Here is a 22,690-nt window from a genome sequence, read left to right as displayed (position 1 = left end):
GGGTGAGTGGATCTCGACGCGTACGTGGCCGAGCACGGCGCCGAATGGCGGCGGCTGGAACACCTGACCGGCCGGCGTCGCCTCGACGCGGCCGAGGTCGACGAACTGGTGGCGCTCTACCAGCGCAGTGCCACGCACCTCTCCGCGCTGCGCGCCCGGGCGCCCGAGCCGGCGCTGGTGAACCGCCTGTCCCACCTGGTCCTCGCGGCTCGCGCCCGGGTCACCGGCCGTCCCCGGCCGTCCTGGGCGGCGGTGGGCCGGTTCCTGGCCGCCGACCTGCCCGCCGCCCTCTACCGGGCCTGGCCCTGGTGGTGCGGCGTGGCTACGGCGTTCAGCGCCCTGAGCGCCTTCCTCATCTGGTTCGTCGCGGTCAACCCGGACACCGCCGCCGCGTTCGTCGGCCCCGAGGCGGCGCGGCAGCTCGTGGACTCCGGTTTCGCCGGCTACTACACCGAGTTCGCCGCGCCCACGTTCGCGTTCCACCTGTGGACGCACAACGCCTGGCTGGCCGCCCAGTGCCTGGCCGCCGGCGTGCTCGTGATTCCGGTGCTCTGGCTGCTGTGGCAGAACGCGCTCAACATCGGCGTGGTCGGCGGCGTGATGATCTCCTACGGCCGGGCGGACGTCTTCTTCGGCATGATCACCCCGCACGGGCTGCTGGAGCTGACCGGCATCTTCGTCGCCGCCGGGGTCGGACTGCGGACCGCCTGGGCGTGGATCGCCCCGCCCGCGCACCTCGGGCGCGGCCGGGCGGTCGCCGAGGCGGGGCGGCTCGCCGCCGTGGTCGCGGCCGGCCTGGTCGGCGTCTTCGCGGTCTCCGCGCTGATCGAGGCGTTCGTGACCCCGGCGCCGGTGCCGATCCCGCTGCGGGTGGCCGCCGGCGCCGCCGTGTGGCTGGCGTTCCTGGCGTACGCGCTGGTGCTCGGCCGGCGCGCGGTCAGAGCTGGCCGAGGGACTTGAGCCGCAGATAGGTGTCGGCGACGGCCGGGGCCAGCCGGTGCCCCGGTACGTCCACCACGGTCACCCCGTAGCGCGACAGGGCGGCGCGCACCCGGTCCCGTTCGGCCAGCGCCCGCCACGCCGACGCGGCCGCGTACGGGTCGTCCGGGCCGGCCGGGGTGGCGGTGGCGAGCCGGTTCAGCACCGGGTCACCGGCGGCGGCCAGCACCACCCGGTGCCGGGTCGCCAGCCGGGGCAGCACCGGCAGCAGCCCTTCGCCGATCGCGCCCGCCTCCAGCGCGGTGAACAGCACCACCAGGCTGCGCTGCCGCTCCCGGCGCAGCACCTCGGCGGCGATCAGCTCGAAGTCGGTCTCGGCCAGCGCGGGTTGCAACGGCGCCACCGCGTCGACCAGCCGGGCGAGCAGCGCCGGCCGGCCGCTGCCGGTCACCCGGGCCCGGATCTCGGTGTCCGCCGCCAGCAGGTCCACCCGGTCACCGGCCCGGGCGGCGAGCGCGGTGAGCAGCAGCGCCGCGTCGATGGCGGTGTCGAGCCGGGGCTCGTCGCCGAGGCGTACCGCCGACGTGCGGCCGGTGTCCAGGACGCAGACCAGGCGGCGGTCCCGCTCCGGGCGCCACGTGCGCACCAGCACGTCGGCCCGGCGGGCGCTGCCCCGCCAGTCGATCGAGCGGACGTCGTCGCCCACCGCGTACTCGCGGAGCGTGTCGAACTCGGTGCCGTGACCGCGCCCCCGGGTGACCTGCACACCGTCGATGACCCGCAGCCGGGCCAGCTTCTCCGGCAGGTGCCGGCGCGAGTCGAAGCGCGGCAGCACCCGCAGCGTCCACTGCGGTGTGGCGGGTGCCCCGGCGCGCTGCCGGGCACCCAGGCGCATCGGCCCGAGCGAGCGTACGGTCAGCGCCACCGCCGGCCGGTCGCCGCGCCGGGTCGGGGTGAGCCGGACCGGCAGCGTGGCGGTGCCACCGGGCGGCACGGTGAGCAGGTGATCCGGCGGCACGTCGGGGCGCGCCCCGGCCGAGGGCACCCAGGCGTCGCGTACCTGGGCGTACAGCGTGCGGTCGGTCGGGTTGGCCAGGTGCAGCGTGACGGTGGCGGTGCCGCCGAGGCGGACCGTCCGCTCGCCGGAGCGGGTGACCGTGAGCGCGTCCGGCGGGACCGCCATCGCCCGGTCGAGCAGCACCAGCAGCAGCACCGCCGCGGTCAGCACGGCGACGCCGAGGAACGGCGCCGGCCAGGCCGGCAGGGTCAGCGCGCCCACCCCGAGCAGCAGACCCGCCCGCCAGGTCATCGCGGCGTCGGCACGGTGGCCAGCACCGAGTCCAGCACGGCGTCGACTGTGACGCCCTCCAGCTCCGCCTCCGGACGCGGGCGCAGCCGGTGCCGCAGCGTGGGCCGGGCGACCGCCTTCACGTCGTCCGGGGTGACGTGGCCGCGGCCGGCCAGCCAGGACCACGCCTTCGCGGCGTTGAGCAGCGCGGTGGCGCCCCGCGGGGACGCGCCCAGCTCCAGCGCCGGGGCGGACCGGGTGCCCCGGCACAGGTCCACGATGTAGCCGAGCACCGGCTCGGCCACGTGCACCATCCGCACCTCGGCCCGGGCGGCGGCCAGGTCCGACGCGTCGGCCACCGGGCGTACGCCCGCGGCACGCAGGTCGCGCGGGTCGAAGCCGGCGTGGTGCGCGCGCAGCACGCCCAGCTCCTCCTCCCGCTCCGGCAGCGGCACCGTCAGCTTGAGCAGGAAACGGTCGAGCTGCGCCTCGGGCAGCGGGTAGGTGCCCTCGTACTCGACCGGGTTCTGGGTGGCCGCGACGATGAACGGGTCGGGCAGCGGACGGCGCTCGCCCTCGACGGAGACCTGCCGCTCCTCCATCACCTCCAGCAGCGCCGACTGCGTCTTGGGCGGGGTGCGGTTGATCTCATCGGCGAGCAGCAGGTTGGTGAAGACCGGCCCCTCCCGGAACGTGAACGCGGCGGTGCGCTGGTCGAAGATCAGCGAGCCGGTGACGTCGCCGGGCATCAGGTCGGGGGTGAACTGCACCCGCTTGGCGTCCAGGTCGAGCGCGGCGGCCAGCGTCCGCACCAGCAGAGTCTTGGCCACCCCCGGTACGCCCTCCAGCAGCACGTGCCCCCGGCAGAGCAACGCGATCACCAGGCCGGTGACCACGGCGTCCTGCCCGACGACGGCCTTGGCGACCTCGGCACGCAGCCGGTGCAGGGCGGCGCGGGCGCCGGACGGGGCGGTGGTCGTGACGGGTCCGGTCACCGGGGGTCTCCTTCGCTGGGATGCGGGGCCAGGGTACGGGTCAGGGCGTCCAGTTCGCGGGCCAGCTCCAGCAGCTCGCGGTCCTTCTCCGGGGCGGGGCCGTAGAGCAGGCCGGCCACCCGTTCCGGGTCGGCGCCGGCGCGCTCGGCGACCCGGGCGGCCACCTCGTCGTCGGGCGTGCCCGGGGGCAGGTTGAGCCGGGTCACCAGCCGGTCCAGCGCGGCGGCGCGCAGCGTCCCGGCGACGGTGTCCCGGGCGCCGGCCCGGCGGTAGAGCCGCGCCCGGCCGCGTACCGTCTCGGCGGACCGGACGGTCACCGGCAGCGGCTCCGACACCGGCGGCCCGAGCCGGCGGGCCCGCCACAGCACCACCAGCAGGCCGGCCAGGGCGAGCTGCACCAGGAGCGCCCAGAACCAGGGCGGGAAGGCGCCCCAGAGCGGGTTCTCCCGCGGCGGGTCGGCGCGCTCGGGCGGGTCGGGCCGTTCCGACCCGCCGCTGCCGGCCGGGGCGGGCTCCTCGGTGAACGGTTCCGGGGACCAGCTCGGGCGCGTCGGGGCCGGCGCCGGCTCGGGCAGGTCGAGCCAGACCAGCGGGCGGTCGCCGCCGAGCAGGCCGGTGGCGAGGGCCTCGTTGCCCCACTCGCCGATCCGGTCGTTGCGGAACGGGTCGCTGGCACCGGCCAGCACCGTCTCGACCCGGCCGGGGACGCGCAGCAGCGCGCCGCCGTAGCAGTGGTCCACCTCGGCCGGCCCGGCGTAACGCTGGAGGTCGATCGCGGCCGTGCCGGCCCGGACCGCCTCGGGCAGCGGGCACGGCGTGCCGCCGGCGTCGGGCGGCACCGCCCGGGCGGCCCAGCGCCCGCCGGCCGGTTCGACCGGGGTGTCCAGCTCGGCGAGCACCCGCCGGGAGGGCTCGACGAGCACCAGCCGGCTGCCGGGCGGCAGGGCGGTCAGCCCGTCGAGCAGCTCCGGGTGCACCAGCCCGGGCGCGGGCACGAACAGCGTGCTCGGCTGCGCCCCGGCGGTACGCAGCGCCGCCGTCAGGTCCGTCTCCCGGCGCACCGCGACGCCCTGCGTCCGTAGCGCCTCGGCGAGCCGGCTGGCGCCGTCGTCGTCGGTGGCGACCGGGGACAGGAAACCGGGCTCGTCCGCGTCGGGCCGGTCGGCCGCGCGCAGCACGAGCGTGGTCACGATCAGCAGCACGGCCAGCCCGAGCGGGACGAGCAGCCGGTACGTACGCCGGCGCGGCGCAACGGTGGCCGCCGCCGTCGTCGCGGCCTCCGGTACGGCTGTGGCGGTCACCGCGGCTCCTCCCCGGTCAGCTCGCGACTCAGGTCGGTGGCGAGTTCACGCATCCGCCGGTCGTGCGCGGCGGTCGCGGGGCGCTGGGCGTACCAGAGGTCGGAGAAGATCGCCCCGGCCGCGTGCAGCGTCGGCCCGACCTGCGGCCGGGTGCGGGCCGCCGCCTCGGTCAGCTCGACGACCGTGAGCCCGGGGCGGGGTTCCACCACCTGCCGGACGACCAGCAGCCGGACCATCTCGCGCAGCCGCTCCCGGACCGCCTCGGCGTACCGGCCCTCGGCCGCCAGCCGGTCGGCCGGCCCGGGCCCGCCGGCCGGCGCGGGTTCCGGGGTCCGGGGCGCGGGCAGGCGCACGGCCGGCGGTTCGGTGCGGGCCCGGCGGGCACGCCGCCGGAACCGGGGCAGGCGGAACCGGGGCAGCCGTGGGCGCCGCAGCCGGGGGAGACTGAACCGGGGCAGCCGGCGGGGCACCCAGGCCGGGAAGAAATACCAGCCCAGCGCCACCAGCAGCGCGACCGCCAGCAGGATCAGCGCGGCCAGCGGCAGCGGCACCACGTCACCGAGGGCCGCGACCGCCTCGGTCCACCACCGGCTCACCGGTGGGCCGCCAGCAGGACCGGATCGGGCACGCCGGCCGGCGCGCGGGAGAGCCGGATGTCCAGCCCCTCGGTGCGGATCCGGGTCTCCAGATGCAGCACCGCGTCGAGGCAGGCGAGCGCCGGGTACGCCAGCGCGTTCACCGCGGTGAAGGCGGCGATCGTCACGGGCAGCGCCCAGGCCGAGACGTCGAACAGGCCCAGCATGTTCAGGCCCTGGTAGAGGCCCAGCCCGATGCCGAGCCGGATCAGCCACCAGCCCAGGTAGCCCAGCAGCCGGATCGCGGCGGCCCGCGCGCTGACCCGGCCGGCCAGGCGTACCGCCCGCCAGGGCGCCAGGTGCCCCGGCACCCCGTCCAGCACCAGCACCGGCACCACCAGGCCGAGCAGCGCGTACGCCAGGAACCAGCCCGGCCCGGTCAGCCCGGCGGCGGTGACGGTCAGCCCGACCAGGACGGCGGCCGGCAGTGCCACGCCGAGCCGGGCGCCGCGCAGCAGCTCCCACGGCGCCGGACGGCGCCCCAGCAGCGCCGCGCCGGCGCCACGCGCGGCCGGGGCGCCGAGCAGCGCGACGATCGCGGCCTCGGTGCCGGCACCGGCCGCCAGCAGCAGCCAGTACGCGGGAAGGGAGTCGCCGAACTCCGCCGGCCACCAGTACGGCGGTTCGGTCCCGGCGAGCATCCGCAGCGGGTGGAGCACCGCCTGTTCGGCGAGGGCCAGCAGGAGGGCGAGCGGGACGAGCACCCGGGCCTGGTCGCGCAGCAGCAGCACGGCCGCGTCGAGCAGCTCGCCGACGGTCAGCGGACGGCGCGGCAGCACCGCGGTCGGGCCGGCGTCGGGCACGCGTACTCCTGGGCGGGGCGAGCGGAGGTGGCGGGCGGGGCGACGCCCGGGGGATCATGGTTGCACGGCGGGTCCGCATCCGGTGGACCCGTCCGACCCGGCGCGCCACGCTGGGCGGCCATGCCGACTTGCTGTGGTGCACGGGGCCGCTCGGCGCTACGGTGCCGTGGAGACGCCGAACACTCCAGACGAACGGGGATGGAACGATAAACCCCATGAGAGCCCGGGTACTCGTGGTCGATGACGACCCCGCCCTCGCCGAGATGCTCGGCATCGTGCTGCGCAGCGAGGGCTTCGTGCCGTCCTTCGTCGCGGACGGCGAACGGGCGCTGGCCGCGTTCCGCGACAACCGACCCGACATCGTCCTGCTCGACCTGATGCTGCCGGGCATGAGCGGCATCGACGTGGCCCGCGCCATCCGGGGCGAGTCCGGCGTGCCGATCGTGATGCTGACCGCCAAGAGCGACACCGTCGACGTGGTGCTCGGGCTGGAGTCCGGCGCCGACGACTACGTGGTCAAGCCGTTCAAGCCCAAGGAGCTGGTGGCCCGGATGCGGGCCCGGCTGCGCCGGGGCGAGGACGTGGCGCCGGAGATGCTGACCATCGGTCCGCCCGGCAACCAGATCACCATCGACGTGCCGGCCCACACGGTCAGCCGCGACGGCGAGGAGGTGAAGCTGACGCCGCTGGAGTTCGACCTGCTGGTCGCGCTCGCCCGCAAGCCGCGCCAGGTCTTCACCCGCGAGGTGCTGCTGGAGCAGGTCTGGGGCTACCGCCACGCGGCGGACACCCGCCTGGTGAACGTGCACGTCCAGCGGCTGCGCGCCAAGATCGAGCCGGATCCGGAGCGACCCGAAATCATCCTCACCGTGCGGGGCGTGGGCTATAAGGCAGGCACCGGATAGCCTGGTCAGCACTGTGGTGACCACCCCGCTGCCCGACCCGCCGACCGCCGCGCCCCGCCGGCTCCACGCCGTGCGGGCACTCTGGCTCGCCCTGACCGGCCGGGTCGCCCGGCTGGTGGCCGCGGTGCACCAGGCGTGGCGGCGGTCGCTCCAGGTCCGTGTGGTCACCATCACGCTGGTGGCGTCGAGTCTGCTGGTGGGCGGTTTCGCCTATCTGATCGCCGACAAGATCACGAGCATCCTGCTGGAGAACGCCGAGACCGACGTGCGGCTGCGGCTGAGCAACGGCAGCGAGTACGCGGCCAAGCAGTTCAACCTCTACAGCCAGCCGCAGGAGGCGCAGCTCCAGAACACCATCGACGGCACCGTGAACTACCTGGCCGGCGGGGACCCCGCCCAGACCAGCGGCGTGGTGGTGGCGATCACCGCCGACAACTTCGCCGAGTTCATCGAGCCGCGTACCACGCCGGACGTGCCGGTGGGCGCGGTGATCGGCGACGAGCTGCGGGCCACTGTCGCCTCCGGCAAGGTCGCCCACCAGATCCGTACCGGCTCGCTCGGCGGCGAGCGGACGAAATACCTGGTCTACGGCTCCCCGGTGCCCACCAAGTTCGGGCAGGTCGAGCTCTACTACCTCGTACCCCTGGCCCGGCAGGACGCGACGGCGGCCGACGCCCGGGCCACGGTGGTCGCGACCGGCGTCGCGCTCGTGCTGCTGCTCGGCCTGCTGGCCGCGCTGGTCACCCGCCTGGTGGTGACGCCGGTACGGGTGGCCGCGCGCACCGCGCAGCGGCTCTCCGCCGGCCTGCTCGACCAGCGCATGGTGGTCTCCGGCGAGGACGACCTGGCCCTGCTCGCCGCCTCGTTCAACCAGATGGCGACGAACCTGCAACGGCAGATCCTCCGGCTGGAGGAGATGTCCCGGCTGCAACGCCGGTTCACCTCCGACGTCTCGCACGAGCTGCGGACACCGCTGACCACGGTACGGATGGCCGCCGACCTGATCTTCGCCGAGCGCGACGAGTTCGACCCGGCGGTGGCCCGCAGCGCCGAGCTGCTCCAGGCCGAGCTGGACCGGTTCGAGGAACTGCTCACCGACCTGCTGGAGATCAGCCGGTTCGACGCCGGTTTCGCGGTGCTGGACAGCGAGCCGACCGACCTGGTGCCGGTGGTGCACCGGGTGACCGAGCGGCTGGCCGGGCTGGCCGAGCGGGTCGGGGTGACCATCGAGCTGGACCTGCCGGACACTCCGGTGATCGCCGAGGTCGACCCGCGCCGCGTCGAGCGGGTGCTGCGCAACCTGGTCGGCAACGCGGTCGAGCACGGCGAGGCCAAGCCGGTACGGATCACCCTGGGCCAGGACCAGAGCGCGGTGGCGATCACGGTGCGGGACCACGGTGTCGGCCTCAAGCCGGGGGAGGAGAAGCTGGTGTTCAACCGCTTCTGGCGGGCCGACCCGTCGCGCGCCCGGCAGACCGGCGGCACCGGGCTGGGCCTGTCGATCAGCCTGGAGGACGCCCGCCTGCACGGCGGCTGGCTGGAGGCGTGGGGCGCGCCGGGCCAGGGCGCACAGTTCCGCCTCACCCTGCCGGCCCGGGCCGGGGACCGGCTCACCACCTCCCCGCTGCGGCTGGTGCCGGCCGACGCCACGGTGCCGTTCGGCGGCCCCCGCGACGGCGGGCTGCCCGCCATCGGGCCCGGCGGCGTCGCGGCGCTGACCGCCGGACCGGCCGGCGGCGACCACGCGGAGGCACGGCCGTGAACCGCCGCGTCCTGGCCCTGCTGCTGACCGGCGCGCTGCTGCCGGCCGCGCTCGCCGGATGCGGCATTCCGCACCAGACCGACGTGCAGGTGGACGGCTCGGTGCCGGCCGCCGAGTCCGGGGCGCTCAACGGCAGCCCGGCCCGGCCGCCCGAACCGGCCGACAGCAGCGAGCCGGTGCCGTTCATCGAGAACTACCTGCGGGCCGCCGCCGCCGGGGAACGCGACCAGGCGTACGCCCGGGCCCGGAAGTTCCTCGCCGCGGAGGCCCGCGACCTGCTGCCGGGCAAGCCGCAGACCAGCGAGGTCGAGCTGACAGTGGTCCGGCTGCGGGAGAAGCCGGAGAGCACGCCGCCCAACAACCAGGGCACCAGCACCGTGACGCTCAAGGTGCAGCAGGTGGGCGTGCTGCGCGCCGACGGCACGCTCGGCCCGCCGGTGGCGAGCGAGACGCAGTACGTCTTCGAGCTGCGCCGGGCCGAACCGGCCGGCACCGGCCTGCTGATCACCGAGCTGCCGAACGTGCTGCTGGCCAGCGACTCGGCGATGCGCGAGTACTACCGCCCCCGCACCGTCTACTTCTGGAACACCGACCTGACCCGGCTGGTGCCGGACCAGCGTTACCTGCCCTCGTCCGCGCCGACCGAGCGCCGGATCACCGAGGTGATGAAGTGGTTGGCCGACCGCCCGTCGGACTGGCTGGCCCCCGGCGTGACCGGGCTGCCCGACGGCACCCAGCTGATCAACAACGCGACCGGCGCGGACGGCCACTGGGAGATCAACCTCAACATGCCGGGCGCCAACGAGCAGCGGCTGACCCGGCTCGGCACCCAGCTGGCGTGGTCCCTGTCGGACCTGGACGGCCAGGTCGACCTGAAGATCCAGAACCAGAAGCGGCTCACCGTCGACCTGGGGCGCGAGCGCGTCTCCACCGCCGCCTATCCACGCGGCGGCGACCCGATGCGGTTCGCCGTCTACGACGGCGCCGTCCGTCCCCTGGCGTTCGGCAACGAGTCGCGGGCCGCCGTGCCGCTGCCGCCCGCGGAGAACCGCAACGTGGTCTCCGCGTCGCTCGCCCGCGCCGACGACCAGGTGCTCGCCGCGCTCGTGGTGACCGGGTCGGACAACCGCAGGCGGCTCAAGGTGGGCACCGGCCCGGATCCGGTCACGACCCTCAACCCCGGCGACCGTACGTTCCGGACGATGAGCCGTCCCACCTGGCTGCGGTCGCTGAACAAGGCCCGCCCGGCCGGTCTGGTGGCGGCGGACGGCCGGCTCTACCGGTTCGACGGCGCGGGCCGGACGAGCGAGATCCCGCTGTCCGTTCCCGGGCCGGTGACGGCTGTCGCCGGTTCCCTCGACGGGCACCGGATCGCGCTGGCCTCCGGCGGCGCGGTCTTCGTCGCCGCGGTCAGCGTCGACGGCGGCGTGGTCAGCCTCGGGCAGCCCCGCCGGGTGACCACGCTGCTCACCGGCGTGACGGTGGTGGACTGGGTGGCGGAGAACGAGCTGGCGCTGGCCGGCAACGAGGCGGACCGGCGCTCGGCGATCCACCAGCTCACCGTCGACGGCGCCTGGGAGACCCCGCTGGCGGTGGAGATCGGCGCCCCGGTGACCCAGCTCGCCGGGTATCCGGGCGGCGGCGACCGCGGCCTGGCCGCGTTCTCGTTCATGTTCGAGACGGACGGCGCGGCCTGGCGGAACAACCCGTTCGACTACGTCAAGCGGGAGCAGGTGCTCGACGTTCCGTCGGGCAGCCGGGCGACCAACCCGACCGCACCGTTCTTCCTCTACTGAGCCCGTGCGTGACCTGGGCGGGCTCTGGTCGGACCTGACCGACCTGGTGCTGCCCGCCGGGTGCGCGGGCTGCGGCGCGGGGTCGGTACGGCTGCGGCACGGCTTCTGCCCCGGCTGCGTGCGGGAGCTGGAGTCGCTGCGTCCCGCACCTGCCCGGCCCGATCCGGCCCCGCCCGGCCTGCCACCCTGTCTCGCGCTCGGCCCGTACGGCGGCGCGTTGCGCGAAGGGCTGCTGGCGTACAAGGAACGGGGCCGGCACGGGCTGGCCCGGCCGTTGGGCGCGCTGCTCGCCGAGGTTGTCGCCGCGGCGGCGGGGCCACCCGGACCGGTGGCGCTCGTGGCGGTGCCCGACACCGCCCGCGCCGCCCGGGCCCGCTACGGCGACCACCTGGACCGGCTGGTCCGCCCGGCGGCGGCCCGGTTGCGCGCGGCCGGCTGGCCGGTACGTGTGCTGCGCCCGCTCCGCGCGCTGCCCCGCACCGACTCGGTGGCGCTGGACAGCGCCGGACGGGCCGCCGCGGCCGAGACCGCGTTCCGGTTGCGCCGCCCGCTCACCGGACACCGGCCGGGGGAGAACGTCGTGCTGCTCGACGACATCGTCACCACCGGCGCCACGCTGGCGGCGGTGAGCCGGATGTTGCACCGCGCGGGAATGGCGCCAAAGGCCGCGGCGGTGCTCGCCGCAACGCAAAAGCGGCACCGCCGGTGACGCTTCGTGTATCCGTTTCACCCCATGGTGTATGAGCTGTTAAATTTCGCGACCGCCTTCGGCGACCAGGGGTGACGGTTGGCCGTACAGGAGTTAGCGTTTCGGTGTCGGGGGTAGTGAGGATCCAACCTTCCCCCGGCACTGGAAGGAGGCGTAGCCGAACAACACCGGTCGACGCCGAGCGGGGCCCTCCCGGGTGCGTCGACCGGATCTGATCCGGACCGAACGACCGTCCGAACAAGGGAGGTCACGTGGACATCGTGGTCAAGGGCCGTAACGTCGAAGTGCCGGACCATTACCGGGTGCACGTAGCCGAGAAGCTCGCGAAGATCGAACGCTACGACCAGAAGCTCATTCGCGTGGACGTGGAGTTGTTCCACGAGCGCAATCCACGTCAGGCGGACACCTGCCAGCGGGTGGAGATCACGTGCGTGACGCGCGGCCCGGTGATCCGGGCCGAGGCCTGCACGAACGACTTCTACAGCGCGCTCGACGCCGCAATCGCCAAGTTGGACACGCGATTCCGCCGCGCGGCGGACCGTCGCCGGGTGCACCGCGGGCGGCACGCGCCGATCTCCGTGGCCGCCGCGACAGCCGGCCTGCCGGTGGCCGATCTCGACGGCCCGGGGTTGGCGGCGCTCGACGGCCACGGCACCGCCACAGCGGTCGCCGAACGCCCCGACGAGAGCGGCTACACCGAACCCGACGACCAGCCGTGGCACATCGCCCGGGCGAAGGTCCACCCCGCCGAACCGATGACCGTCGACGACGCGCTGTTCCAGATGGAACTGGTCGGCCACGACTTCTACCTGTTCCAGGACAAGGAGTCCGGCCGCCCGAGCGTGGTCTACCGGCGGCACGCGTACGACTACGGGATCATCCAGCTCGGCACGTGACCCCTTGACCGGTGAGGACGGGCCCCGGGCAGGGGTCCGTCCTCAGTTCTCGTCGGTGGCCAGGCGGCCGTAGACCACCGAGTCGACACGGACGCCGTCCGGGCCGGGCAGCCGGCCGCGCAACAGCCCCTCCCGCCGGAAGCCGGCCCGCTCCAGCACCCGCTGCGAGGCGACGTTGTCCGGCCGGGTGCCGGCCCACAGCCGGACCACCCCGACAGCGAACGCCCACCCCGCGACCAGCCGGACCGTCCGGGCCGCCAGCCCGCGACCGCGCGCCTCGGGCAGCAGGCTGTAGCCGACCATGGCCTGCCCGGTGGCCGGCTCGTCGTAGAACAGCGCGCAGCCGCCGACGACAGCACCGGTGGCCGCGTCGAGGATCGTCAGGTCGGCGGCCTCGCCGGCCAGCCAGCGGCTCGCCGCCAGCCGGCAGCGGCGCGCGAGCGCCGCCCGCTCCGGCGCCACCGGCGGCACCCGGTTCGCCACCACCTCCGGCAGCGAGTGCAGCCGGAACAGCGCGTCCGTGTCCACCGGCTCCACCGGGCGCAGCGTCACCACGCCGTCGGTGAGCCGGCCGTCCGGCAGGTCCGGCAGCAGGCGCGCTACCGGCCCGGGCGGGTCGTCGGCCAGCCGCACCCAGGCGATCAGATCCTGGCGTACGCCGTCGCCGTCCGCGCCGGCCGCCCGGCGTACGCCCTCGTGCCGGTAACCGCAGGCCAGTGCGATGCGCTGGCTCGCCACGTTGTCGACGCGGGTGAGCAGCTCCAGCCGGGCCGCCCCGGCGGCGAACGCCCGCTCGGTCAGCAGCCGTGTGGCGGCGGTCGCCACGCCCCGGCCGCGCGCCGCCGGTCCCACCCAGTAACCGATCTCGTACGTGGCCCGCTCCGCGCTCAGCCGGGTCAGGCCGATGCTGCCGAGCAGCCGGTCGGTCGCCGGGTCGGCGATCGTGTACGCGGCGCCACCGGCCGCCCACGCCGCGGGCGCGCCCTCGGTGATCCACCAGCGGGCGGCGTCGGCGTCGTACGGGTCGGGCAGCAGGGGCATGAACCGGCGGGTCTCCGGATCGGCGCACCCGGCCACCGTCTCGGGCACATCCGCGAGGTGGCACGGCCGCAGCCGTACGCCGTACCCCTCGATCGTCTCCGGCGTCACGTCAGGTCGCCCGGCAGCAGCGCGCCGATCCAGACGTCCTGCCGCTCGCCGCGGTGCTGGACGCCGCCGCGCAGCGTGCCCTCGACGGTGAAGCCGGCCTTCTCGGCGGCCCGCCGGGAGGCGGTGTTGCCCACGTTCGCCCGCCACTCGATCCGGGCCAGGCCGAGCGTGGTGAAGCCCCAGGCGCAGACCGCGGCGAGAGCGGCCGGCAGGTAACCCCGGCCGCGCGCGTACGGCGCGGTCATGTAACCCACGTCGGCCACCAGCGGGTCGTTCGGCAGCAGGCGCAGGTCGACCGAGGCGACGTAGCGGTCGTCCGGATCCGCCACGGCGAACGTCACGGCCGTGCCCCGGGCCCAGGCCGGGCGCACCAGGTCGCGCAGGAAACCCTCGGCGTGCTCCGGCCGGTACGGGTGCGGCACCGTGGTCCAGCGGACGGTCTGCTCGTCCTGGCAGGTGCGGGTCACCTCGGCCAGGTCGCGTTCCTCCAGCGCGCGCAGCCGCAGCTCGGTGTCCCCGGCGGTGGCGAACAGGACCGGCTGCGGGCGGCCGAAGACCGCCGCCCGGCGGGCCTGGAGCGTGTCCGGGCCGTAGGGGACCGGGTCGCCGGGCGCGGCCAGCTCGGCCGGGAGGAGGGAGCCGATCCAGCCCTCCGGGCGGCCGCCGGGGCTGGGGTGGGCCAGCCGCAGCTCACCATCGATCCGGAAGCCGGCGCGCAGCGCGACCAGCCGGGAGGCGTGGTTGCCGATCTCGGCCTGCCAGGTGAGCCGGCACAGCTTGAGCGCGTCGAACGCCCAGCGGGCGAGCGCGCGGGTGGCGCGGACCGCGACGCCCCGGCCCCGTGCCCACGGCGCGGTCCAGTAGCCCACCTCGGCCGAGTCCAGCGCGCGGTCGACGGAGACCAGGCCGATCGAGGCGAGCAGCTCGCCGGTGCCGGCGTCGCAGACCGCGAACTGCGCCGCGGTGCCCTCGGCCCAGGCGGTGGCGCTGATCGTGGTGACGAACTCGGTCGCGTGCTCCGGCAGGTACGGGCGAGGTACGGTGGTCCAGCGCTGGATGTCCGGATCCTGGCAGGCACGGTGCACCGCGTCGGCGTCCTCCGCGCGCCACGGGCGCAGCAGTAGGCCGTCCTCGATGATCTCCACAGGCTCCATTCGAGCCATCGTGCCGGATCGTTCGCGCACGGCGTAACCCGATTAGCGGCCGGTGGCGCACGGTCGCGGCGTTATGTCGGGTTCCGGAGCCCGGACCGCCGCCACCAGTGACCATCGTCGCCTCGGAGCGCCTACGATGGTTCGAGACCGTCTAGGGGAGCGTTGATCCGTGTCGATTCTGGAAAAGTTCCTTCGCGCCGGCGAGGGCCGCATGGTGCGTCGGCTGAAGGCCATCGCTGCCGCCGTCAACTCGATCGAGGACGACTACGTCAACCTCAGCGACGACGAGCTGCGCGGCATGACCGACCAGTTCAAGGAGCGGCTCGAGGATGGCGAGACCCTCGACGACCTGCTGCCCGAGGCGTTCGCGGTGTGCCGGGAAGCCGCCTCGCGGGTGCTCGGCCAGCGCCCCTACGACGTCCAGGTGATGGGTGGCGCGGCGCTGCACTTCGGCAACATCGCCGAGATGAAGACCGGTGAGGGCAAGACGCTCACCTCGGTCATGCCGGTCTACTTGAACGCGCTCGCCGGCAAGGGCGTGCACGTCATCACGGTCAACGACTACCTGGCCGAGCGCGACGCCGCCTGGATGGGCCGCGTCCACGAGTTCCTCGGCCTGCAGGTCGGCGTGGTGCTGCCCAACCGGCCCGCCACCGAGCACCGCGCGGCCTACGAGTGCGACGTCACCTACGGCACCAACAACGAGTTCGGCTTCGACTACCTGCGCGACAACATGGCCTGGTCGAAGGACGAGCTGGTCCAGCGCGGCCACTTCTTCGCCGTGGTCGACGAGGTCGACTCGATCCTGATCGACGAGGCGCGTACCCCGCTGATCATCTCCGGTCCGGCCGAGCACTCCGCCCGGTGGTACCAGGAGTTCGCCACGGTGGTGGCCCGGCTCCAGCCCGGCACCGACGGTGAGGGCGACTACGAGGTCGACTACGCCAAGCGCACCATCGCGATCACCGAGCGCGGCGTGGCCAAGGTGGAGGACCGCCTGGGCATCGACAACCTCTACGAGTCGGTGAACACCCCGCTGGTCGGCTACCTGAACAACGCGATCAAGGCCAAGGAGCTCTACAAGCGCGACAAGGACTACATCGTCAACGACGGTGAGGTCCTGATCGTCGACGAGTTCACCGGCCGCATCCTGCACGGCCGCCGCTACAACGAGGGCATGCACCAGGCGATCGAGGCCAAGGAGGGGGTGGAGATCAAGCAGGAGAACCAGACCCTGGCCACCATCACCCTCCAGAACTACTTCCGCCTCTACGAGAAGCTCTCCGGCATGACCGGTACCGCCCAGACCGAGGCGGGCGAGTTCAACAAGGTCTACAAGGTCGGCGTCGTGACCATCCCGACGCACCGGCCGATGGTCCGGCTCGACCGGCCCGACGTCATCTACAAGACCGAGAAGGCCAAGTTCAACGCCGTCGTCGAGGACATCGCCGAGCGGCACGAGCAGGGCCAGCCGGTGCTGGTCGGCACCGTCTCGGTGGAGAACTCCGAGATCCTGTCGCACATGCTGCGCCGCCGCGGCATCCCGCACTCGGTGCTGAACGCGAAGTTCCACGCCAAGGAGGCGGAGATCGTCGCGCAGGCCGGGCGCAAGGGCGCGGTCACGGTCGCGACCAACATGGCCGGCCGCGGTACGGACATCCTGCTCGGCGGCAACCCCGAGTTCCTCGCCGCGAACGAGCTGCGCCAGCGCGGGCTCGACCCGGTCGAGCAGCCGGAGGAGTACGCCAAGGCGATGGAGGAGATCCTCCCGACCTGGAAGCAGGCGTGCGACGTCGAGGCGGAGGAGGTCGCCGCCGCCGGTGGGCTCTACGTGCTGGGCACCGAGCGGCACGAGTCCCGCCGGATCGACAACCAGCTGCGCGGTCGCGCCGGCCGGCAGGGTGACCCGGGCGAGTCCCGCTTCTACCTGTCGCTCCAGGACGAGCTGATGAAGCGCTTCCGGGCCGGCGCGGTCGAGGCCGTGATGGACCGCTTCAACATCCCGGAGGACGTGCCCATCGAGTCGAAGATGGTCACCCGCCAGATCAGGAGCGCCCAGGCCCAGATCGAGGGCCAGAACGCCGAGATCCGCAAGAACGTCCTCAAGTACGACGAGGTGCTGAACAAGCAGCGCCAGGTGATCTACGCCGAGCGCCTCCGGGTGCTCAACGGCGAGGACCTGTCCGACCAGGTCCGCAATATGATCGACGACGTGGTCACCGCGTACGTGGTCGGCGCGACGAGCGACGGCTACGCCGAGGACTGGGACCTCGACCAGCTCTGGTCCAGCCTGAAGCAGCTCTACCCGGTCGGCATCACCGTCGAGGAGCTGGAGGAGGAGGTCGGTTCCCGCTCCGGCATCGACCAGGACTTCCTGCTCGCCCGCCTGAAGGAGGACGCGCACGCCGCGTACGACAGGCGTGAGGAGACCCTCGGCGAGGAGGCGGTGCGCCAGCTCGAGCGCATGGTGCTGCTCCAGGTGATCGACCGTAAGTGGCGCGAGCACCTCTACGAGATGGACTACCTCCAGGAGGGCATCAGCCTGCGGGCGTACGCCCAGCGCGACCCGGTCATCGAGTACCAGCGCGAGGGCTTCGACATGTTCGCCTCCATGATGGACGGCATCAAGGAGGAGACGGTCGGCTTCCTCTACAACCTGGAGGTGCAGGTCGAGGAGGCGGAGCCGGAGGCCGAAGAGGTGGCGCTGCTGGAGAAGCCGGTGGAGATCCGGGCCAAGGGTCTCAACCGCGCGCCGCAGCAGCAGGGCCTGCAATACTCCGCACCGTCGGTGGACGGCGAGGCCGGCCGGGGCACCCCGGTGATCGAGCGGCCCGAGCAGCAGGCCCCGGCGCTCGGCATCGGCCAGCAGTCCTCGGAGCGTCCGGCCGCCTCCACGCCGCGCCGTACCCCGGGTGCGGCGGCCGGGGCGAGCGGCCAGGCGGTCGCCGCGAGCACCGCCCGGCGGGCCGCGCCGGGCCAGGTCGACGGCGGCGAGGGCCCGTCCCGTAACGCGCCCTGCCCGTGTGGCTCGGGCCGCAAGTACAAGCGCTGCCACGGCTCGCCCAACGGCGGCAACTGACCCCGAACGAGCGCCCCGACGGGCCCCGGCCTTCCGGCCGGGGCCCGTCCCCGTCCCGCCCTCGCCCGTCCCCACCCTCCCTACCTGCCCCGCGATCTTGCAGTTTCGGCCCTCATCGTGCCCGCTTCATGCCGGTATCGGGGGACCGAAAGTGCAAGATCGGCGCCGTGGAGGCGCGGGTGTGGGCCGGAGATCCTCGTTCGGCTGGTTGCTGCGGCGAGCCTCCCGTTCAGCGAGATTGGCGTTCCGCTTGGTGGGAGCGGCGGAGATCTTGGTAGGAAAGGGCCCCTATGAGGGCCGTTTGGTACCAAGATCTCCACGGGAGCCGGGGAGCCGGGGAGCCGGGGAGCCGGGGAGCCGGGGAGCCGGGAGCCGGGAGCTGGTTGACTGCGCCCGGTCACAGGTCGGCGCGGGGGGCTGCGGCGCGTCGAGGCAGGTCGGGGAGGCGGCGGCCGGGCTCAAAGGACGTCGAGGACCAGGCACAGCCAGGTGCCTCGGCGGCGTTCCAGGCGTATTGCGATCGCCCAGCTCGCGCCTGCGGCGCCGGCGAACACGGCGGTGGCCTCGACCGCGCCCGCGCGGGGCTCGCAGACCCGCAGGCGCCGCAGCAGCAGCGCCGGCCGGGCGGTACGGCGGCGGACCGGGGTCACCCGGCGGGCCGCGCGGGTCAGTTCGGCAGCCACCGGGCCGGCCGACTCGGGCAGGCAGAGCGGCCGGAGCTGACCGGGCGGCCGGAAGCCGTTGACGATCTCCAGGAAGGTGCGCACGAACCGGTGTGCCGCGCGCGCTCCCTCGGGTGTGGCGGAGGCGAGGGCTGACGGCTGCGCGCCGGACCAGCGGGGCCAGGCGGGTGCCGGGTCCGGGGCGCGGCCGGCGGGGCGCGCGGCGGCACGGCGGCGCGGGTCGGCGAGGTCGAGCGTGAGCTGACCGACGGGAGTCCAGAGCGGTTCCTCGTCGGTGCAGGGCGGATCGAGGGGCGGGGCGGGCCGGAGACGGACCGGCGGGCGGGGTGCTCGGGGACGGCGGGTGTCGACCATCTCGAATCCTTGCGTTTGCCTTCGTTTGCCTCCGACAGGCTCTCATCTTTCCGGACTGAGGTGACCGTCGTCAATGGCGGGCGGTCCCCGGGCGGTCACTCCTCGTCGCGCTCGCCGAGCGGGTTGCCGCGTACCCACTCGGCGGTCTCGGCGTACTTGCGCTCGATGTATTCCTCCAGCCGGGCGCGCTCGACCCGCCACTGGCCCCGGCCGCCGATCTTGATCGCGGGCAGTTCGCCGCTGCGGACCATGTGGTAGACCTGCGAGTCCGAGACGTTCAGCTCGGCGGCGACGTCGGACAGCAGCAGGAACCTCGACTCCACGGTGACTCCCGGGGTTGGTTGCGTTTGCTTCAGTTTGCCATCAGCTGGTGACATCGCCGCGCGCCCGTTCGGGAGACACACCGGCGGGACGCTTCACCCGCGCGGGTGCCGGGTGTATGACGGTCTCGGCGTACGGCATGATCGGCGCCCGGAGTCGGCGTCCGCCGACGATCGGCCTGAGTGTGGGAGTGACCCGTGACCGACGAGCTTGTCCGGGTGTACCTGCCGGCGACCGTCCCCATGCTCGCCCGGCTGCGCGAGGAGGGGCTGAGCGCCGAGGCGGCGCACGCCGTGACCCCGGAGCTGCGCGAGTGGTACGCCGAGGGCGACGAGGAGGAGCTGGAGTACGTGGCCTTCACCCGGGCCGCCCAGGACGCGCTGCTCCTGCTCCGCAACGACCCCACAGCGCCCCGGCGACGGGTGGTCGTCTCGGCCGACCTGCCGGCCCGCGCGGTCGGCCGGGTCGACGGCGAGCTGGGGTCGAGCGTGGTCCGGCCGGCCGGGCCGGTGCCGGTGAAGTCGATCGCCGCGTTGCACGTGGACGGCGCGGACGCGGTCGAAGACGTGGCCGCTGCCGTCGACGTGGTGGTCGAGGCGCAGGCCGGCGACCCGGACGCCCAGTTCACAGTCGACGGCGCCGAGGACCACGAACTGGAGTGGTACGACGTGACCGAGCTGGACCTGCTGCTGCGCGAGGCCGGCTGACGGCCGGTCAGGCCGCCGGCTCGTCCTCGTCGTCGTCCACCGGGCGCGGGCCGAGCGTGCGTCCGAAGACGATGAGCGTGGTCAGCGCGCCTACGAAGAGCACCCAGATCCCGTTGTCCACCCGTGAGGTGCCCAGCGCGGTCTGCGCCACCTCGTCGGCCTCGCTGAGCGCGGCGGCCAGGTCGAGCAGCCCGCGCCCGCCGATCCGGATGATCACCTCGGTGAGCAGCAGGAGCAGGCCCGCGCCCGCCCCGGCGACCAGGTACGCCGGCCAGCGCAGCGGCGACGCCACGCCGTCGCGGCGCTCCGCCCGGCGGCGGGACCAGGTGAGATAGAGGTACGCGGCCAGGCCGGCGAGCAGCCCGGCGAGTAACGATTCGGTACGCGAGACCCATTTCGCGGCGTCGAGCATCGACTGCTGGGTCTCCCCGGCGCCGAACAGGTCGGAGAGCGGGTCGCGGGCGCGGCTGAACAGCACCACGAAGATCTGCGCGGTGAGCGTCGCGAGGGTGATCGCCCCCACCACCCGGGCCTGGCGCGCGCCCGCCATCGCCCCGCCGATGATCGCTGCCGCCGCCGCGGTGCCGGCGATGGTGTTCGTGGTGGCGTTGTCCGCGTACGTCAGGTTGATCGCCACCGCGGTGACGAGCCCGACCAGGAGGCCGGTGCCGACGGCGGCCAGGAAGCGCAGCGTGGCGCGGCCCAGCCGGTTGGTCGCGAGCAGGGCGACAGTGGCGCCGGTGACCAGTGCCGCGGTGATGACGCCGGGCAGCGCGTACGCGGAGAGGCTGATCGCGGTGACGCCGGCCGCCGTCGAGTGGATCGCCTCGCGGGTGGACCAGAGCATGGCGGCCAGCCACCCGATGGAGAGCAGGGCGAGCACGAGCGCGCCCGGGGCGAACTCCGGCCGCCCGGTCGGGACGGCCTCGTCCGTGGCGGTGGCCTCGTCCGTGCTCGCCTCGCCGGCCGACGGCTCGACGGCCTCGGGCTGGTCCGTCTCCGCGGCCGTGGAGCTGCCGGGCTGGTTGCTCATCGTCTTCCCTTCGACGGTCGCCGGATCGCCCCCCGCCGGGCCGGGCAGGTCACCGGTCATCCAGCCTACGCGGCGCGCCGCCGCTCCTCGGGCGGGCCGTGTGCCGCCTGGGCCTTGATCGACTGCGGTTCGCCGATGTGGTGGCATCCCCGGGGCTCGGACACCGCCGTTTCCCCGAGGTGGTGTGGATCAGTGGCCGATATCCGCGAGCCTGCGGCTCGGGGAGGTGGTGCCGTCCGGGCGCGCGGATACCGCCATCTCCCCGAGGTGGGGTGGGCCGATGCACAGCGGGGTGCCGACGAATCGTCAACAGAAAGAGCTGTGGCCCGATGTTTCGTCGGGATCGGGCGGGTTGGGGCCGACGGTCCGGAGACGGCCGGGCTGTCCGGTGTACCGGGGAGGCACGGTCCGCGGGGGCGTCTCGTGACAGAATCGGGCCAGGTCCCGCCGCCGCTGACCCCGCGGTGTCCGGCGTCCGGCCGCCGGCCGGCGTCCGCGGGTCCGGTTTCGCCGTCGCCGTCGAGATCGCCAGGAGCCTTGTCATGGACGCCGTGTTCTCCGTACCCGAGCCGATCAACGAGCCGGTACACACCTACGAGCCCGGCAGCGCCGACCGGGAACGGCTCCAGCGGCGGCTGGCCGAACTGGCCGCCGAGCGGATCGAGCTGCCGATGACGATCGCCGGCGAGCGCCGGATGGCCGGCGGCGCGTCGATCGACGTGGTGCAGCCGCACAAGCACGCGCACGTCCTCGGCGTGACCGGGCACGCCACACACGACGACGCCCGCGCCGCCGTGCGGGCCGCCAAGGACGCCGCGCCGATGTGGCGGGCGCTGCCGTTCGAGGAGCGGGCCGCGATCTTCCTGCGCGCCGCCGACCTGCTCGCCGGCCCCTGGCGGGACACGCTCAACGCGGCCACCATGCTCGGCCAGTCCAAGACCGCCGTCCAGGCCGAGATCGACTCGGCGTGCGAGCTGATCGACTTCCTCCGGTTCAACGTGCACTTCGCCCGGCGGCTCCTCGCCGAGCAGCCGCTGTCCTCGCCCGGGGTCTGGAACCGCCTCGACCACCGGCCGCTGGAGGGGTTCGTCTACGCGATCACCCCGTTCAACTTCACCGCGATCGCCGGCAACCTGCCGTCCGCGCCGGCCATGCTCGGCAACACGGTGGTCTGGAAGCCGTCCCCGACGCAGCAGTTCGCGGCGCACTTCACCATGCGCCTGTTCGAGGCCGCCGGCCTGCCGCCCGGTGTGATCAACATGGTCACCGGGCGCGGTGAGGAGGTCTCCGAGGTGGTGCTGGCCGACCCGGACCTGGCCGGCATCCACTTCACCGGCTCGACCAAGGTGTTCCAGCACCTGTGGAAGACCGTCGGCGACAACATCGCCGGTTACCGGGGCTACCCCCGGCTGGTCGGCGAGACCGGCGGCAAGGACTTCGTGGTCGCGCACACCAGCGCCGACGTGGACGCGCTGCACACCGCGCTGATCCGGGGCGCCTACGAGTACCAGGGGCAGAAGTGCTCCGCCGCCTCGCGGGCGTACGTCCCGCGGTCCCTCTGGGAGGGTGGGCTGCGCGACCGGCTCGCCGCCACCGCCGACTCGCTGACCTACGGCGACGTGACCGACTTCGGCAACTTCGGCGGCGCGGTGATCGACGACAAGGCGTTCGGCCGACACACCGCCGCGCTGGAGCTGATCAAGGGCGACGACTCCTGCCGCATCCTGGCCGGGGGCACCGCCGACGACTTGGTCGGCTACTTCGTCCGGCCGACGCTGTTCGAGTGCTCCGACGCCGCGCACGAGACGTTCACCACCGAGTACTTCGGGCCGATCCTCGGCGTGCACGTCTTCGACGACGCCCGCTTCGACGAGGTGGTCGCCCAGGCCGAGTCGATCGCGCCGTACGCGCTGACCGGGTCGATCTTCGCGACCGACCGCCGGGTGGTCGACCAGGTGGCGGAGAAGATGCGGTACGCCGCCGGCAACTTCTACATCAACGACAAGCCGACCGGCGCGGTGGTCGGGCAGCAGCCGTTCGGCGGCGCCCGGGCCAGCGGCACCAACGACAAGGCGGGCTCCTGGCACAACCTGGTCCGCTGGATGTCGCCCCGGACGATCAAGGAGACGTTCGTCCCGCCGACCGATCACGCCTACCCGCACATGGGCTGAGACGCTTCGA

The 22,690-nt window shown here is 74.1% G+C and carries 19 protein-coding genes; 9 read left to right on the top strand and 10 right to left on the bottom strand.

Annotated elements, in window-relative coordinates; translation table 11 throughout:
- The first annotated feature begins 6 nt into the window (after nucleotides 1–6).
- Nucleotides 7–960, top strand: a complete 954-nt coding sequence (locus M8C11_RS13380; protein WP_252449753.1) for a stage II sporulation protein M — start codon at nucleotides 7–9, stop codon at nucleotides 958–960.
- On the opposite strand, the gene M8C11_RS13375 is transcribed toward M8C11_RS13380, so the two are convergent.
- From M8C11_RS13375 to M8C11_RS13355, 5 genes are read right to left on the bottom strand one after another with little or no spacing between them, the layout of a single operon-like run.
- Nucleotides 938–2,248: a DUF58 domain-containing protein gene (locus M8C11_RS13375; RefSeq protein WP_121685188.1), complete on the bottom strand. Its 1,311-nt coding sequence runs from the start codon at nucleotides 2,246–2,248 to the stop codon at nucleotides 938–940. The two genes, M8C11_RS13380 and M8C11_RS13375, sit on opposite strands and share 23 nt — an antisense overlap.
- Nucleotides 2,245–3,222 carry a MoxR family ATPase gene (locus M8C11_RS13370; protein ID WP_252449752.1) on the bottom strand — a complete coding sequence of 326 codons (978 nt, stop codon included), beginning with the start codon at nucleotides 3,220–3,222 and terminating at the stop codon, nucleotides 2,245–2,247. Before M8C11_RS13370 ends, M8C11_RS13375 begins: the two co-directional genes overlap by 4 nt.
- Complete coding sequence (locus M8C11_RS13365; RefSeq protein WP_252449751.1) at nucleotides 3,219–4,523, bottom strand: DUF4350 domain-containing protein; 1,305 nt, start codon at nucleotides 4,521–4,523, stop codon at nucleotides 3,219–3,221. Before M8C11_RS13365 ends, M8C11_RS13370 begins: the two co-directional genes overlap by 4 nt.
- Nucleotides 4,520–5,119 carry a DUF4129 domain-containing protein gene (locus tag M8C11_RS13360; protein ID WP_252449750.1) on the bottom strand — a complete coding sequence of 200 codons (600 nt, stop codon included), beginning with the start codon at nucleotides 5,117–5,119 and terminating at the stop codon, nucleotides 4,520–4,522. The genes M8C11_RS13365 and M8C11_RS13360 overlap by 4 nt, the downstream gene beginning before the upstream one ends.
- Nucleotides 5,116–5,961, bottom strand: a complete 846-nt coding sequence (locus M8C11_RS13355) for a hypothetical protein (RefSeq protein WP_121685185.1) — start codon at nucleotides 5,959–5,961, stop codon at nucleotides 5,116–5,118. The genes M8C11_RS13360 and M8C11_RS13355 overlap by 4 nt, the downstream gene beginning before the upstream one ends.
- A gap of 215 nt (nucleotides 5,962–6,176) precedes the next feature.
- Here M8C11_RS13355 and mtrA point away from each other — a divergent pair, with 215 nt between their 5' ends.
- The 5 genes from mtrA to hpf all read left to right on the top strand — a co-directional run bounded on the left by mtrA (nucleotide 6,177) and on the right by hpf (nucleotide 12,029).
- Nucleotides 6,177–6,866 carry an MtrAB system response regulator MtrA gene (gene mtrA / locus M8C11_RS13350; protein WP_013284210.1) on the top strand — a complete coding sequence of 230 codons (690 nt, stop codon included), beginning with the start codon at nucleotides 6,177–6,179 and terminating at the stop codon, nucleotides 6,864–6,866.
- Nucleotides 6,867–6,882: 16 nt separating this feature from the next.
- Nucleotides 6,883–8,628 carry an MtrAB system histidine kinase MtrB gene (gene mtrB, locus M8C11_RS13345; RefSeq protein ID WP_374668075.1) on the top strand — a complete coding sequence of 582 codons (1,746 nt, stop codon included), beginning with the start codon at nucleotides 6,883–6,885 and terminating at the stop codon, nucleotides 8,626–8,628.
- Entirely contained in the window at nucleotides 8,625–10,424 is a 1,800-nt protein-coding gene (locus tag M8C11_RS13340; RefSeq protein WP_252449748.1) for an LpqB family beta-propeller domain-containing protein, read from the top strand. Before mtrB ends, M8C11_RS13340 begins: the two co-directional genes overlap by 4 nt.
- Before the next feature lie 4 nt (nucleotides 10,425–10,428).
- A complete protein-coding gene (locus tag M8C11_RS13335) occupies nucleotides 10,429–11,133 on the top strand; it encodes a ComF family protein (protein WP_252449747.1) in 705 nt (234 codons plus the stop codon).
- A 251-nt stretch (nucleotides 11,134–11,384) separates the two neighbouring features.
- Complete coding sequence (hpf, locus tag M8C11_RS13330; RefSeq protein ID WP_120571508.1) at nucleotides 11,385–12,029, top strand: ribosome hibernation-promoting factor, HPF/YfiA family; 645 nt, start codon at nucleotides 11,385–11,387, stop codon at nucleotides 12,027–12,029.
- Between the two features lie 42 nt (nucleotides 12,030–12,071).
- Here the strand turns inward: hpf and M8C11_RS13325 are convergent, their stop codons facing one another.
- Together M8C11_RS13325 and M8C11_RS13320 are read right to left on the bottom strand one after the other, a co-directional pair.
- Nucleotides 12,072–13,178 carry a GNAT family N-acetyltransferase gene (locus M8C11_RS13325; protein WP_252449746.1) on the bottom strand — a complete coding sequence of 369 codons (1,107 nt, stop codon included), beginning with the start codon at nucleotides 13,176–13,178 and terminating at the stop codon, nucleotides 12,072–12,074.
- Nucleotides 13,175–14,332, bottom strand: coding sequence for a GNAT family N-acetyltransferase (locus M8C11_RS13320; RefSeq protein WP_121686372.1), 1,158 nt, complete (start codon nucleotides 14,330–14,332; stop codon nucleotides 13,175–13,177). Before M8C11_RS13320 ends, M8C11_RS13325 begins: the two co-directional genes overlap by 4 nt.
- A 169-nt stretch (nucleotides 14,333–14,501) precedes the next feature.
- Here M8C11_RS13320 and secA point away from each other — a divergent pair, with 169 nt between their 5' ends.
- The gene (gene secA / locus M8C11_RS13315) at nucleotides 14,502–17,411 is read left to right on the top strand and encodes a preprotein translocase subunit SecA (RefSeq protein WP_252449745.1); all 2,910 of its coding nucleotides are present in this window, start codon (nucleotides 14,502–14,504) and stop codon (nucleotides 17,409–17,411) included.
- Nucleotides 17,412–17,869: 458 nt separating this feature from the next.
- On the opposite strand, the gene M8C11_RS13310 is transcribed toward secA, so the two are convergent.
- Together M8C11_RS13310 and M8C11_RS13305 are read right to left on the bottom strand one after the other, a co-directional pair.
- A complete protein-coding gene (locus M8C11_RS13310; RefSeq protein ID WP_120571504.1) occupies nucleotides 17,870–18,448 on the bottom strand; it encodes an Rv3235 family protein in 579 nt (192 codons plus the stop codon).
- A gap of 95 nt (nucleotides 18,449–18,543) precedes the next feature.
- Nucleotides 18,544–18,825, bottom strand: a complete 282-nt coding sequence (locus tag M8C11_RS13305) for a helix-turn-helix domain-containing protein (RefSeq protein WP_256486374.1) — start codon at nucleotides 18,823–18,825, stop codon at nucleotides 18,544–18,546.
- A gap of 141 nt (nucleotides 18,826–18,966) precedes the next feature.
- Here M8C11_RS13305 and M8C11_RS13300 point away from each other — a divergent pair, with 141 nt between their 5' ends.
- Nucleotides 18,967–19,476, top strand: coding sequence for a hypothetical protein (locus M8C11_RS13300; RefSeq protein WP_120571502.1), 510 nt, complete (start codon nucleotides 18,967–18,969; stop codon nucleotides 19,474–19,476).
- A 7-nt stretch (nucleotides 19,477–19,483) separates the two neighbouring features.
- On the opposite strand, the gene M8C11_RS13295 is transcribed toward M8C11_RS13300, so the two are convergent.
- Nucleotides 19,484–20,509: a hypothetical protein gene (locus tag M8C11_RS13295; protein ID WP_120573960.1), complete on the bottom strand. Its 1,026-nt coding sequence runs from the start codon at nucleotides 20,507–20,509 to the stop codon at nucleotides 19,484–19,486.
- A gap of 542 nt (nucleotides 20,510–21,051) precedes the next feature.
- On the opposite strand from M8C11_RS13295, the gene pruA reads away from it, so the two are divergent.
- Nucleotides 21,052–22,680, top strand: coding sequence for an L-glutamate gamma-semialdehyde dehydrogenase (gene pruA, locus M8C11_RS13290; protein WP_252449744.1), 1,629 nt, complete (start codon nucleotides 21,052–21,054; stop codon nucleotides 22,678–22,680).
- The last annotated feature ends 10 nt before the right edge of the window (nucleotides 22,681–22,690 follow it).

This window comes from Micromonospora sp. CPM1, assembly GCF_023896895.1.
GTDB lineage: Bacteria > Actinomycetota > Actinomycetes > Mycobacteriales > Micromonosporaceae > Micromonospora > Micromonospora tulbaghiae.
The sequence above is the reverse complement of the archived record's forward strand: the minus strand, read 5'-3'. Positions and strand labels throughout refer to the sequence as shown.